Genomic DNA, 12,341 nt, shown 5'->3' with positions numbered 1-12,341 from the left:
TCCGCCTACCGAAAAGGGATGTTCAGCCAGGGACTGCCCGCGTCCGACATCAGGATCCGGTGCGCGGAGACCATGTCCTGGTACCAGTCGCCGAACTCCTCCTCGTCGAAGTGGAGACAGCGGCCGAGGATGTAGCCGGTGGAGAAGTCGGCCCAGGAGCGGTAGGCGAGGGCGGCGGCCCGGCCCGCCCGGACGACCGCGGACTCCGTCTCCGGCAGGGTGGCGAAGCGGGCGCCCAGGCCCCAGCGGGCCATCTTCGAGGCCCGGCCCAGGTCCCAGGCCTCGACCGAGGTGACGTAGCGGTTCTCGGCGAGGATGCCGTCGGCCCGCATCCGGGCCTCGTAGCGGGTGATACGGCCGATCAGGCGCTGTACGCCCTCGACACGCGCCTCCGTCTCCGACGCGGGGCGCGGGTCGGTCTTCGTGACGCCGTCCTCCGTGATCACCGTGGAGCCCTCGGAGTTGGCGCGGATGACGGTGGCCACCGCCTGGCGCCAGTACCCGGTGTCGACGTGGCCGCCGAAGTCGCGGGCGATCGTACGGCGCAGGCTCAGCGCGAACTCCCATACGGAGCTGGAGGCTTCGCAGGCGAGCAGGTTGCTCAGATGGTGCTGCCACTCGGCGCGGGTGGTGATGCCCCACCACTCGCGCAGCCGCCGGCGCTCACCGTCGTAGCCGTGTCCGTGCCAGGCCGGCGCGTTCCACAGCGAGCCGTTGGTGACGCAGAGGAGGGCTCCGCAGGCCAGGCCGTGGGCGACGGGGCCGTGCAGCGAGCCGCCGACGTGGAGGGCGCGCAGCCGCATGGAGGTGGCGGGGGCGCCGCCGAGGCGCTCCGCCGCGCGCGACCAGTCCGTCGTGCCCGGTGGGCCGTAGGGGAGGGGCAGTTCGCACGGGGTGCCGGGGTTGATGACGAGGGCGGGCGGACAGCGCGGGTTCCACGCGTCCGCTATCCAGTGCAGGGAGGCGCGCGAGTACACCACGTCGGGGCGGGGCGCGGGCAGCATGCCGTCCGTGAAGAGTTCCCAGCGTTCCGCGCCCGTGCGGGGGTCGCGGGTGAACGTGCGGTGGACGCGGTCGGGCTGGGCGTCGTAGGCGTCGCGCGACATCACGTAGTAGAGGCGGACGCGGGCCAGCACGTCGTAGTACGCCGTCCGGTCACCGCGGGCTCTGGCCTCGGCCAGGGCGCGCTCCGTGTCGGTCGGCGGGGTCCAGGCGGGCGGTGAGGGAGGCCCGAAACCGGCGGGGGACGGTCCGAACGACATAGGGCTCGCTGTCCTTCCAGGTGCCACAACCGCTGTTGATCCCGGCACATTGCCATACGGGGCTGAGACACCCCTGTGCGGGCCCAGCGCCACGCACCCTCAACTCCCGGTCCGCCGCGCAGGGTTCCCGCACATGCCGAAGCCCCCGGCCGCAACCGCAGCCAGGGGCCTCACACACGGCACTACATACAGCACTACATACAGCACTCCATACGCAGTACGTGCGGCACTGCGTATGGCACTACGGACGCGGCGAACCTCAGACGTTGACGCCGAAGTCCTGCGCGATGCCGACCAGGCCCGAGGCGTAGCCCTGGCCCACCGCGCGGAACTTCCACTCCGCGCCGTTGCGGTACAGCTCGCCGAAGACCATCGCCGTCTCCGTCGCCGCGTCCTCGGAGAGGTCGTAGCGGGCGATCTCGGCGCCGCCGGCCTGGTTCACGATGCGGATGTACGCGTTGCGGACCTGGCCGAAGTTCTGCGAGCGGGTCTCCGCGTCGTAGATCGAGACCGGGAAGACGATCTTCTCTACGTCCGCCGGGAGGCCGGCCAGGTTGACGTTGATCGCCTCGTCGTCGCCCGCGCCCTCGCCCGTGCGGTTGTCGCCGGTGTGGACGATCGTCTGGTCCGGGGTCGACTTGTTGTTGAAGAAGATGAAGTGGCCCTCCGAGTACACCTTGCCCTCGGGGTTGACCGCGATCGCCGAGGCGTCGAGGTCGAAGTCCGTGCCGGTGGTGGTGCGGACGTCCCAGCCGAGGCCTACGGTGACGGCGGTCAGGCCCGGGGCCTCCTTGGTGAGCGAGACGTTGCCACCCTTGGACAGGCTTACAGCCATTGTTGGGAGTCCTTCCCTCGTTGCGGTGCGGGCTTCGTGCTGAGGACGAAGCTACCGGTACCTGTATGAACGCCAAGAGGGGTACCGAAGGTTCCAGGTGACTTTACTTTCTTTACCCGGAACGTCCGAGGTAATTGGCGTGACGTGGACGGGACAGACACGCGACCATGGGGACATGTCCGGTCCCTATCTCATCCGCGGCTCCGTCTCCCTGCCCGAGGCCGAGCTCATGTGGCGTTTCTCGCGGTCGTCAGGGCCGGGCGGGCAGCACGTCAACACCAGCGACTCCCAGGTGGAGCTCCGGTTCGACCTCGCGAAGACCGAGGCACTGCCCGAGGTGTGGAAGGCGCGCGCGCTGGAACGGCTCGCCTCACGGCTCGTCGACGGCGTCGTCACCGTACGGTCCTCCGAGCACCGCTCCCAGTGGCGCAACCGCGAGACCGCCGCGGTACGCCTCGCGGCACTCCTCGCCGAAGCCACCGCCCCGCCACCGAAGCCGCGCCGGCCCACGCGTATTCCGCGCGGTATCAACGAGCGCCGGTTGCGGGAGAAGAAACAGCGGTCCGATACGAAGCGGGGGCGGAACGGGCGGGACTGGGGATAGTTCCCTGCTGCCGGGTGTTTGTTGTCACATGGGCGACCCGCCGAATTCCCCGGGAGCAACGGCACGGGGAACAAGGGCACGCAGAACAACGCCGTCGAAAGCAACGGCACCCAAAACGGCGGTGAATTCCTCGCCGCCCGTTTCGAATCCCACGCCCGTCGTCGGCCATATGCCCATGGCGGCAGGGCAGTTGGCGAGCCGGGTGCGGATCTCGTACGGCAACGGGTGGTCGCCGACGCGTTCCCCGCCGTGGTGTGCGAGGGCGACTTCGACGCGCTGGCGAAGGTGCTCGACCTGGACGTCGTCGCCCGCTCCGGTACCGCCGTGGCGACCAGTTGCGCCCACTTCGCCGGCCTCGCGAGCCCACCCCTGTGCTCCACACCCGGAGTTGGTCGGCCGCCCCGCTACGCCAGCTCCAGCACCCCCACCGTCTCCCCCTCACTCAGCTCCCCGTTGGGGCGGAAGCCCAGGCCCGCGTAGAAGCCGGCCGGTCCGGACGGGCCCTCGTGCCACGTCACGTACAGCTCCTTGCCGCCTCGGCGGCGGATCTCGGTCGCGACCGACTCCACCGCGAACCGGCCGTAGCCGCGGCCCTGTTGGTCCGCCGCGATGTTCAGGCGCCAGAGGCCGGAGCGGATGACGGAGCCGTCCAGGTTCCAGTCGATGTCGAAGAAGGCCATGACGAAGCCGACGGGGCGGTCCTCGTCGATGATCAGGCGGGGCCAGGCGGTGCCGGGGTGGACGTAGGCCTCGGCGAGGGACTTCATGACGGGGGAGACCGCGAACTCCTGGTCGGGGCGGACCCGAATGCCCACGGCGGCCTCGAAGTTGCCCGGGGTGATCTCTTCGAGGCGGGGGCCGGGACCGGAACCGGGACCGGCGGCGGTGATCGTCGTCATGCGTGCACGGTAGGCGGTCGGATCAGCGGCGGGCGAGAGAATTAGCCGCCGCCGCCCACCTCACCTACTGCCGCCGTCATCATCCCAACTGCCGGTATTTGCCCCGGAAGTACGACAGCGGGCCGCCCTCCGCGCTCCCCACCTCCGCCGTCAGCACCCGCCCGATGACGAGCGTGTGGTCCCCGGCCGGAATGCGCTGTTCCGTGCGGCATTCCAGGGTGGCGAGGGCGCCGCGGACCAAGGGGGCGCCGGACGCCGCACCGTGGACGTACGGGATGTCGTCGAAGAGGAGACGGTCGCTGATGCGGCCCTTCATCGCGAAGCGGCCCGCGATGTGGCGCTGGCTCTCGGAGAGGACGGAGACGGCCCACAGGGGCTGTTCGTCGAGGAGGTCGTCCATGCGGGAGCCGTCGCGCAGGCTGACCAGGACCAGCGGCGGGTCCAGGGAGACCGACATGAAGGCGGTCGCGGTCATGCCGACGTCCTCGCCGACCGGGGCGTGCGGGTCGTCCGGGTCGTACGGCTCCTCGTGCGCGGTCACCAGGACCACACCCGCGGCCAGCCGTGAAAGGGCGGCGCGGAACTCGTCGTTGCTCACCCCCACAGCATGCCCGGAGGGACCGGCATGCCCGGAGAGATCGACCTTGGTTGGTGACGCGGTGTTCGGCACGCCCGAAACGCTAATCGCCGCCGGCCGTGCACCGCATCGGACCTGCGACCCAGTCAGGTCCTAGGACCAACGGCCCACGCGACGGAACATCGTCGTGCATCATGTCCACACGCCCACAAAGTTTGCGTTCAGTAAACGCACAGGGAAAATGCAGAAACTCCACTCAATTGTTCATCTTCTGCTGTGACTTGAGTCACAAGGGGTAGTAATTGTTGACCCTGTGTACCGAGTGGGCAGCGCGCTGTGATTCAGTGGCGGGGAAGATGACCCTTGATTCGCTGCGAGGTCTCGGGGGGAGGGCGAGTATGGAGACCGAGTCGGAACCCTACGTCCGTCTTGCGACCCTGCGACAACTGCACACGGTCATGGCGGACATGAACACCGCCCGCAGCCTGGCGGACACCCTGCAGACCGTCGCCGACGGAGTCGTCAACGGCCTTGGGTACGAGTTGGCATGCGTCAACCTCGTCCGCCCCGACGGCGACCTCGTGGTCGCCGCCTTCGCGGGCAACTCCGCCGCCGAGGCACTCATCACCGGCCGCGTCGGCTCACGCACCTCCTGGGAGCGCCGCCTCGGCATGGGCGAGTCCTGGGGCGACCTGCGGTTCATCCCGCACACCGAGGGCTGGGTCCTCGACGAGGACGACGTACCGCAGTGGTACACCGACGGCCCCGCACCCCGCTTCGAGGACGAGTGGCACCCGTCCGACCGGCTCTTCGCGCCCATGTACACCCCCGGCGTCTCCGGCGGCTCGTGCGGCGAGCTGATCGGCGTCCTGTCCGTGGACCGCCCGCGCAACGGCCGGCGGCCGGGCGCGTGGGGGCGCGAGGCCCTCCAGATGTACGCGTTCCAGGCGGCCATCGCGATCAGTAACGCGCGTCTGCGCGCGAACATGCAGCGCGCGCTGGTCAGACTCGAGCGCGAGCAACAGGCCCTGCGCGCAAGCGAGGAGAGCTTCCGGCAGGCCTTCGAGTACGCCCCCTCCGGCATGGCGATAGCCGAGATGGGCGGCGACCAGCACGGCCGAATACTGCGGAGCAACGACGCCCTGTGCCGCCTCCTGGGCCGCCCCGCCTCCGCGATGCGCCGCTACTCCTTCTCGGACCTCGTCCACCCCGAGGACATAGGCACCCTGCTCAGAACGTCGGCGGAGGGCGGACGCGCGGAGCTCCGCCTGGGCCGCCGGGACGGCACGTACGTCTGGGTCTCGCTCCGCAACTCCGTCGTCGCGGACGCCGCCGACGGACCGCGCTTCCTCCTCTCCCATGTCGAGGACATAGAGGACCGCAAGCGCCGCGAGCTGCAGCTCGCCCACCGCGCCGCGCACGACGCGCTGACCGGCCTGCCGAACTCGGCGGAGCTGCGCACCCGCCTCTCCGCCCGCCTCTGCCAGCGTCAGCAGTCCGGCCACCCCGGCGAGATCGAGTCGATCGACGCCGCGTACGGACATCCGGCCGCCTACGACGCGAACGGCCACGGCTTCGACTTCCGCCCCGGCGCCGACCTCCTCGACGCCTACGACCACCACGTCCACACCATCGCCCCCGAGGGCGAGCGGGACGACGGCACCAAGGGGCTCGCGGTCCTCTTCTGCGACCTCGACGGCTTCAAGTCCATCAACGACCGGTTCGGGCACAACGCGGGTGACGCGGTCCTCATCGAGGTCGCCCGGCGGCTCGGCCGGGCCGTGCGCGACGGCGACACGGTGGCCCGGCTCGGCGGTGACGAGTTCGTCGTGCTGGCCGACGGCCTCGGCAAGGCCGACGCCGCCGACCTCGCCGTACGCCTGCGGAACGAGATCATCCAGCCCATCCGGGTGGACGGCCGGGGCATGCGGGTCGGGGCCAGTTTCGGTATCGGGTGGGCCCACTGCGGCATGACGGCGGACGAGGTGCTGAAGTCCGCTGACGAACGGATGTACATCGAGAAACGATCTCGTCCCAAACAGCACAGACGCGCGGGCTGATCTCCAGGTCAGTGCTCTGATGCGGCCCGAGTCACCCGTTTGGACGACGCGGAGCGGGTAGGCTCGCAGTTCTCCAGATGTATCGAGGACATGTCTGAAGACGCATCTGAAGACGTATCCGAAGCTGACGTATCTGCACCCGCACCTGTTGAGGAGTACCTAGGGATGACGCCCGGCAACAACGGCGCGAGCACGCCCGAGGACGACGACCCGTTCGGCTACCTGTACGAGGACGGCCAGGCCGCCGGCGCCCAGCCGCCGTCCGGCGGTGGCTACGGCTACCCGGGTTCGGTCAACCGAGTGCGCCCGGTCGGCGAGCGCCAGTACGGCGCCCAGCAGGCCGCCGCCACGGCGCAGTACCAGCAGCAGTTCGGCCAGACGGTCCCGCAGCAGCAGCCCTACGGCGCCCAGCCGAACGCGCACTACCAGGCCCCGGAGACCTTCCCCGGCGGCCCGCCGGCAGGCCAGCAGCCCCCGCCGTACGACAACGGCGGTGGCGGCCGGGGCCGCGGCCCCAACACCAAGGGCCTGCTGATCGGCGCGATCGCGGTCGTCGCCGCGGTGGTCATCGGCATCAGCGTCGCGATGATGAACGGTAACGGCGACGACAAGACCGACGACCAGGCGGGGTCGACCCCGTCGGCGTCCCAGAGCGCCTCGTCGAGCCCCTCGCCGAGCGCCAGCGCGTCCAGCGGTCTGGAGACCCAGACCATCGACGCCAAGGCGCTGAAGCTGGAGGGCGGCGCCGCCCTGGCGTCCGACGTCAAGGGCGCCGACGCCGACGGCGGCATCTATGTCACGGGCCTGAACGCGGCCGGCGCCTCGGTCACCTGGACGGTGAACGGCATCCCCTCGGACGGCACCTACACGGTCTTCGCGCACTACAGCTCGACCAGCGACGACCAGCAGATGACGCTCAGCATCAACGGCAAGAAGTTCGGCAGCCCGTTCAGCCTGAAGAACTACGCGGGGGCCCCGGACGGCAACTTCGAGAAGGGCTGGACGACGAGCTTCGCCTGGCCCACCCTCACCAAGGGCACCAACTCGATAAGCCTCTCCTGCGAGAACGCCGACAACTGCAATGTCCTGCTGGACCAGTTGTGGGTGAAACAGGGCCAGGTCAAGAAGTAGTCGGGGCAGCCGGGGCGGCTCAGGCCGCGGACGCGTTCCTCGTCACCGCGACCCGCCCCAGCAGCTCCTCGTAGGCCGCGTGGTCGAACTCGCCCGCCACCGGCGCCAGTACGGTCGCCGCCGACAGCGCCACGGCCCGCGCCAGTCGGTCCGGCCACGGCAGCCGCTCCACCAGCCCCGACAGCAGACCCGCGACCGCCGAGTCACCGGCGCCGGTCGGATTGCCGTGGACACGGGCCGGAGGCGTCGCGAGCCAGTCGCCCTCCGGGGTCGCCGCCAGCAGCCCCTGGACGCCGAGCGAGGCGACCACCGCGCGGGCACCCCGGCGCCGGGCGTCCCGCGCCCCGCCCAACGGCTCGTGGGAACCGGTGAGTTCGGCCAGTTCCTCGGCGTTCGGCTTGACCAGGTCGGGGCGGGCGGCGACGCCCCGGCGCAGCGGTTCGCCGCTGGTGTCGAGGAGGACCGGGACACCGGCCGCCCGAGCCGTCCGGACCAGCCCCGCGTACGCGCCCACCGGCACCCCCGGCGGCAGACTCCCGCACAGGGCCACCGCCGAGGCCCCGCCCACCAACTCCTCGTACGCGTCCTGGAAGGCGGACCACTCCGCCGAAGTGACCGTCGGGCCGGGCTCGTTGAGTTGAGTCGTGTCACCGGTCAGCCCGTCCACCACGGCGATCGTGCGCCGGGTCGGACCCGCGACCGGGACGAGGGCGTCCAACACACCTGGTGTGCCCGTGAGTCGATCCCGTACGACACGTCCGGTGACGCCGCCCGTGAAGCCGGTGACCGTGACCTCGTGGCCGAGGGCGGCCAGCACGCGGGCCACGTTCAGGCCCTTGCCGCCGGGCCGTTCGGTCACCTCGGACACGCGGTGCGAACCGTGCGGTCGCAACTCCCGTACCCGGTAGGTGATGTCGAGAGCGGTGTTCAGCGTCACCGTGAGGATCACCGGGCCGACCTCCCCCGAAGTATGTGTAGCTGTCGTCCAGTTCGGGCCCGATCATGCCAAAGAGACGGCGGTCGGCCCAGACCCGGACCGACCACCGTCTCCTGTGAATCCGTGGAACGCGTTGCGGAATGCGGTACGGATCAGCCGAGTTGCGGTTCGACCACCCAAGTGCCGCGCCGCATCACGCCCTTGAGGTCGAACGCGGAGTCCAGCAGCACCAGGTCCGCGTACTTGCCGGGCTCCAGCGAGCCGATCTCGTCGTAACTCCCCAGCAGGCGGGCCGGGTTGGCCGAGATCGCGGTGACCACGTCCTCGACCGGCAGCCGGTCGACCGTCACCGAACGCTTGAAGGCCCGGTCCAGGGTCAGCGTCGACCCCGCGATCGACCCGCCCTCCACCAGCCGTGCGACGCCTTCGCTCACCTCGACCTCCAACGGGCCGAGCATGTAACGGCCGTCGCCGAAGCCCGCCGCGTCCATCGCGTCCGTGATCAACGCCACCCGTCCCGCGCCCGCGTGATGGAACGCCAACTCCAGGGACGCCGGGTGCAGATGCGTACCGTCGTTGATCAACTCGACGGTGATGCGCTCGTCTTCGAGGAGCGCCGCGATCGGGCCGGGCTCGCGGTGCCCGAGCTGCGGCATCGCGTTGAACAGGTGCGTGGCGACCGTCGCGCCCGCGTCGATCGCCTCCACCGTCTGCTCGTACGACGCGTCCGTGTGTCCGATCGCCGCGATGACGCCGTGTTCGGAGAGGAGGCGTACGGAGTCCAGGCCGCCCGGGAGTTCGGTCGCGAGGGTGACCATCTTGGCCGTGCCGCGGGCCGCGTCGACCAGCTTGCGGACGTCGGCCGGGTCGGGGTCGCGGAGCAGGGCCTCGGAGTGGGCGCCCTTGCGGCACGGGGAGATGAACGGGCCCTCGAAGTGGATGCCGGCGAGGTCGCCCTGCTCGGCCAGTTCGGAGAGGAGGCCGGCGCGGTGGGCGAGGAAGTCCATGTCGCCGGTGACCGTTGAGGCGACCAGGGTGGTGGTGCCGTGTCGGCGGTGGGTGTGGATGCCCTTGAGGACGTCTTCGATGGTGCCGGAGGTGAAGGAGGCTCCGCCGCCGCCGTGGTTGTGCAGGTCGACGAATCCCGGTACCAGCCAGTGGCCGGTGACATCGAGTACCTGGGCGTTGTCGGGAGCGGCGCCGGTGATGCGGGTGCCGTCGATGATGAGGCGGCCTGCGCGCACGGTGCCGGTGGGGAGGACCACGTTGGCGCCGGACAGGACGAGGGGCGCGTTGGCCGTTGCGGGGTGCGGGTGCGTCGTGGCTGGTCGCGCCCCGCGGCGGAGCCGCATATCGACGCTGTCCCGCGTCCCTGGGTCGGCTGCCATCAGCGTGCTACCTCCGTGCGGTCGGTTGAGTTGAGGAGGTCCCAGGCCAGTAGGCCCGCACCTAGGCATCCAGCCGTGTCCCCCAGAGCCGCGGGGACGATCGACGGCAGCTTCTGGAAGGTGATCCGGTCCCGGACCGCCTCCCGTAGTGGTGTGAACAACGTTTCCCCCGCCTCTGCCAGACCGCCACCGATGATGATCGTTCGGGGGTCCAGGAGGGTGAGGGCGGTGACCAGGCCGTCGGCGAGGGCGTCGACGGCTTCCTGCCAGACCTTTTCCGCGCGGGGGTCCCCGGAGGCGACCGCCTTCGCGCAGTCCGCCGCGTCCGCTGTGGGGGTGCCGGAGACGGCCGCCCACGCCTCGGTCACCGCCGCCGCGGACGCGTACCGCTCCAGGCAGCCGGCCTGGCCGCAGGGGCAAGGGGTGCCGCCCGGTCGTACGACGATGTGGCCGATCTCGCCCGCGAAGCCGTGCGCGCCCGCCTCCACCCGGCCGTCGATGCCGATCGCGCCCGCTATACCGGTGCCCAGCGGCACGAACAGGAAGCGGTCGGCGCCCTTGCCCGCGCCGATCCGGCCCTCGGCGAGGCCGCCGGTGCGGACGTCGTGGCCGAGGGCGACCGGGACGCCGCCGAGCCGGGCGGCCAGCAGGTCGCGCAGGGGTACGTCGCGCCAGCCGAGGTTGGCCGAGTAGGCGGCGATGCCCTGCTCGGCGTCGACGATGCCGGGGACGGCGACGCCGGCCGCCGACGCGGGCTCGCCGTAGTGCTCCTCGCCGTACGCGCGCAGCTCGGCGGCGAAGCCGAGGATGTGCTCGACGACCGCGTCCGGCCCGCGCTCGCGGCCGGTCGCCCGGCGGGTCCGGTGGAGCAGCTCGCCGTCGGCCCCCACCAGGGCGGCCTTCATTCCGGTGCCGCCCACGTCGAGGGCGATGACATGTCTCACGGGGGACAGTGTGGCCCGTACACCCGCGAGAGGTCTAGTCCACTCACGTGGTGTAGACCTTATGGGTTCGCAGAGCGAACGTCACGACAGCAAAGGTTGGGGATTCGGCAGTGCAGCGGCGTAGGACAGGAATGATCGCGGTGACCTCCGCACTGGGCATGACGGCGGCCCTCGGGGGCTGTGGCCTCGGCGGGGACTCCGGCGAGGTCACTCTGCGGCTCGTCGCCGCGGACTACGGCGACTCCGCGTCCAACAGTTCGCGGAAATACTGGGACGGACTCGTCAAGGAGTACGAGGCGAAGCACGCGAACGTCAAGGTCGAGGTCAGCGTCTACTCCTGGAACGACGTGGACCGCAAGGTCAAGGAGATGGTCGCCGCCGGCAAGGCGCCCGACATGGCGCAGATCGGGGCGTACGCGGACTACGCGGACGCGGGCAAGCTGTACTCCGCCGCCGACCTGCTCTCCATCCCCGTAGAGGCGGACTTCCTGGAGCCGCTCATGGACGCGGGGCAGGTCAATCACCTCCAGTACGGCATGCCCTTCGCCGCGTCTACGCGCGTCCTCTTCTACAACAAGACCCTGTTCGACAAGGCCGGGCTGACCCCGCCGACGGACTGGAGCGAGCTGGCCGCCGACGCGGAGGCGCTGAAGGAGCGGGGCGTGAAGTATCCGTTCGCGCTGCCGCTCGGCTCCGAGGAGGCGCAGGCCGAGACCATGCAGTGGCTGCTCGGCGGGGGCGGCGGCTACACCGACGACATCGGCACCTACACCATCGACTCCACGGAGAACATCTCCACCTTCACCTGGCTGCGCGACAACCTCGTCGACAAGGGGCTGACCGGGCCCGTCGCGTCGGCGAAGCTGAACCGCGCGGACGCGTTCGCCGCCTTCGCCGACGGTGAGGTCGGCATGCTCAACGGGCACCCGACGCTCATGCGGCAGGCCGCCGAGAAGGGCGTGAAGTTCGGCACGGTCGCGATGCCGGGGCGTACCGGCAGGGCCAAGTCCACGATGGGCGTCGCCGACTGGATGACCGCCTTCAGGCAGAACGGCCACCGCGAGCAGATCGGCGACTTCCTCGACTTCGTCTACAGCGAGAAGAACGTCCTCTCCTTCTCCCGCGAGTACGACCTGCTGCCCGTGACCAACTCCGCGTCCGAGGCGATGGAGGAGTCGACCCAGGACAAGGCCCTGAAGCCCTTCCTTGAGGAACTCCCGCTGTCCACGCTCTACCCGGTTGGCAACACTTCCTGGGCCACGGTCAGCGCCGACATCAAGAAGCGGATAGGGCAGGCGGTGACCGCGAACGGCAGCCCGGGGGCGGTGCTGGGGCAGTTGCAGGCGGCGGCGACGCTGGCGGAGAGCGGCAAGTAGGAGCGGGTGGCCGCGGGTGGGGGCGTTGTCAGTGGCGGGGGTTACCGTGCAGGGCATGGACACGGACCCGCCCCCGCGGCTTCCCTCGCTGAACGGGAGGGAACAGGACATCCTCGCGCTGGAGCGCCGCGGCTTCCCCGGCCCCGGCGTGAAGGAGCGCGCGATACGCGAGGAGCTGGGCCTGGCCCCCGTGCGCTACTACCAACTGCTCAACGCCCTGCTGGACGACGAGCGGGCGCTGGCCCACGACCCGGTGACGGTGAACAGGCTGAGACGGGTCCGCGAGACGCGGCGCTCGGAGCGGTGAGGAGTGGCCGGGGGTTGCCAG

13 protein-coding genes are annotated in these 12,341 nt (G+C 70.5%); 6 read left to right on the top strand and 7 right to left on the bottom strand.

Translation table 11 applies throughout. The features are described from left to right. Positions 1 to 5: 5 nt before the first annotated feature. The gene (locus OG223_RS23990; protein ID WP_329252247.1) at positions 6 to 1,262 is read right to left on the bottom strand and encodes a DUF1266 domain-containing protein; all 1,257 of its coding nucleotides are present in this window, start codon (positions 1,260 to 1,262) and stop codon (positions 6 to 8) included. Positions 1,263 to 1,521: 259 nt separating this feature from the next. After that, positions 1,522 to 2,097, bottom strand: a complete 576-nt coding sequence (locus OG223_RS23985; RefSeq protein WP_200717071.1) for a TerD family protein — start codon at positions 2,095 to 2,097, stop codon at positions 1,522 to 1,524. 175 nt (positions 2,098 to 2,272) lie between these two features. Between OG223_RS23985 and arfB the strand changes: the two genes are divergently transcribed. Together arfB and OG223_RS23975 are read left to right on the top strand one after the other, a co-directional pair. Beyond that, positions 2,273 to 2,701 carry an alternative ribosome rescue aminoacyl-tRNA hydrolase ArfB gene (arfB, locus tag OG223_RS23980; protein WP_329252244.1) on the top strand — a complete coding sequence of 143 codons (429 nt, stop codon included), beginning with the start codon at positions 2,273 to 2,275 and terminating at the stop codon, positions 2,699 to 2,701. Positions 2,702 to 2,722: 21 nt separating this feature from the next. Continuing rightward, positions 2,723 to 3,181: a hypothetical protein gene (locus OG223_RS23975; RefSeq protein WP_329252240.1), complete on the top strand. Its 459-nt coding sequence runs from the start codon at positions 2,723 to 2,725 to the stop codon at positions 3,179 to 3,181. Here OG223_RS23975 and OG223_RS23970 read toward each other — a convergent pair. Both OG223_RS23970 and OG223_RS23965 read right to left on the bottom strand, forming a co-directional pair. Beyond that, on the bottom strand, positions 3,106 to 3,600 hold the full coding sequence (locus OG223_RS23970; protein WP_329252236.1) for a GNAT family N-acetyltransferase: 495 nt from the start codon (positions 3,598 to 3,600) through the stop codon (positions 3,106 to 3,108). The genes OG223_RS23975 and OG223_RS23970 overlap by 76 nt on opposite strands. A gap of 79 nt (positions 3,601 to 3,679) precedes the next feature. Continuing rightward, positions 3,680 to 4,270, bottom strand: coding sequence for a flavin reductase family protein (locus tag OG223_RS23965; RefSeq protein ID WP_329252233.1), 591 nt, complete (start codon positions 4,268 to 4,270; stop codon positions 3,680 to 3,682). A gap of 305 nt (positions 4,271 to 4,575) precedes the next feature. On the opposite strand from OG223_RS23965, the gene cdgB reads away from it, so the two are divergent. After that, a complete protein-coding gene (cdgB, locus tag OG223_RS23960) occupies positions 4,576 to 6,237 on the top strand; it encodes a diguanylate cyclase CdgB (protein ID WP_329252228.1) in 1,662 nt (553 codons plus the stop codon). 165 nt (positions 6,238 to 6,402) lie between these two features. Continuing rightward, on the top strand, positions 6,403 to 7,368 hold the full coding sequence (locus OG223_RS23955; protein ID WP_329252224.1) for a carbohydrate-binding protein: 966 nt from the start codon (positions 6,403 to 6,405) through the stop codon (positions 7,366 to 7,368). 19 nt (positions 7,369 to 7,387) lie between these two features. Here OG223_RS23955 and OG223_RS23950 read toward each other — a convergent pair whose 3' ends face one another. From OG223_RS23950 to OG223_RS23940, 3 genes are all read right to left on the bottom strand, one after another. Next, a complete protein-coding gene (locus tag OG223_RS23950) occupies positions 7,388 to 8,317 on the bottom strand; it encodes a 1-phosphofructokinase family hexose kinase (RefSeq protein ID WP_329252221.1) in 930 nt (309 codons plus the stop codon). Positions 8,318 to 8,457: 140 nt separating this feature from the next. Then, positions 8,458 to 9,693, bottom strand: a complete 1,236-nt coding sequence (nagA, locus tag OG223_RS23945; protein WP_329252218.1) for an N-acetylglucosamine-6-phosphate deacetylase — start codon at positions 9,691 to 9,693, stop codon at positions 8,458 to 8,460. Then, positions 9,693 to 10,637, bottom strand: a complete 945-nt coding sequence (locus tag OG223_RS23940; protein ID WP_329252215.1) for an ROK family protein — start codon at positions 10,635 to 10,637, stop codon at positions 9,693 to 9,695. The genes nagA and OG223_RS23940 overlap by 1 nt, the downstream gene beginning before the upstream one ends. A gap of 110 nt (positions 10,638 to 10,747) precedes the next feature. Between OG223_RS23940 and OG223_RS23935 the strand changes: the two genes are divergently transcribed. Further along, positions 10,748 to 12,013, top strand: a complete 1,266-nt coding sequence (locus OG223_RS23935) for an extracellular solute-binding protein (RefSeq protein ID WP_443073737.1) — start codon at positions 10,748 to 10,750, stop codon at positions 12,011 to 12,013. 55 nt (positions 12,014 to 12,068) lie between these two features. Further along, positions 12,069 to 12,320, top strand: coding sequence for a DUF3263 domain-containing protein (locus OG223_RS23930; protein ID WP_329252209.1), 252 nt, complete (start codon positions 12,069 to 12,071; stop codon positions 12,318 to 12,320). Positions 12,321 to 12,341 lie beyond the last annotated feature (21 nt).

The sequence above is a fragment of the Streptomyces sp. NBC_01478 genome (assembly GCF_036227225.1).
In the GTDB taxonomy this organism is placed as follows: Bacteria; Actinomycetota; Actinomycetes; order Streptomycetales; family Streptomycetaceae; genus Streptomyces.
This window is presented reverse-complemented; position numbering and strand designations above follow the sequence as displayed.

Bases quoted from the DNA above. Each gene is read 5' to 3' on its own strand.
- OG223_RS23985 (WP_200717071.1), bottom strand. From the start codon at position 2,097: ATGGCTGTAAGCCTGTCCAAGGGTGGCAACGTCTCGCTCACCAAGGAG.
- cdgB (WP_329252228.1), top strand. From the start codon at position 4,576: ATGGAGACCGAGTCGGAACCCTACGTCCGTCTTGCGACCCTGCGACAA.
- OG223_RS23955 (WP_329252224.1), top strand. From the start codon at position 6,403: ATGACGCCCGGCAACAACGGCGCGAGCACGCCCGAGGACGACGACCCG.
- OG223_RS23990 (WP_329252247.1), bottom strand. From the start codon at position 1,262: ATGTCGTTCGGACCGTCCCCCGCCGGTTTCGGGCCTCCCTCACCGCCC.
- OG223_RS23930 (WP_329252209.1), top strand. From the start codon at position 12,069: ATGGACACGGACCCGCCCCCGCGGCTTCCCTCGCTGAACGGGAGGGAA.
- arfB (WP_329252244.1), top strand. From the start codon at position 2,273: ATGTCCGGTCCCTATCTCATCCGCGGCTCCGTCTCCCTGCCCGAGGCC.
- nagA (WP_329252218.1), bottom strand. From the start codon at position 9,693: ATGGCAGCCGACCCAGGGACGCGGGACAGCGTCGATATGCGGCTCCGC.
- OG223_RS23970 (WP_329252236.1), bottom strand. From the start codon at position 3,600: ATGACGACGATCACCGCCGCCGGTCCCGGTTCCGGTCCCGGCCCCCGC.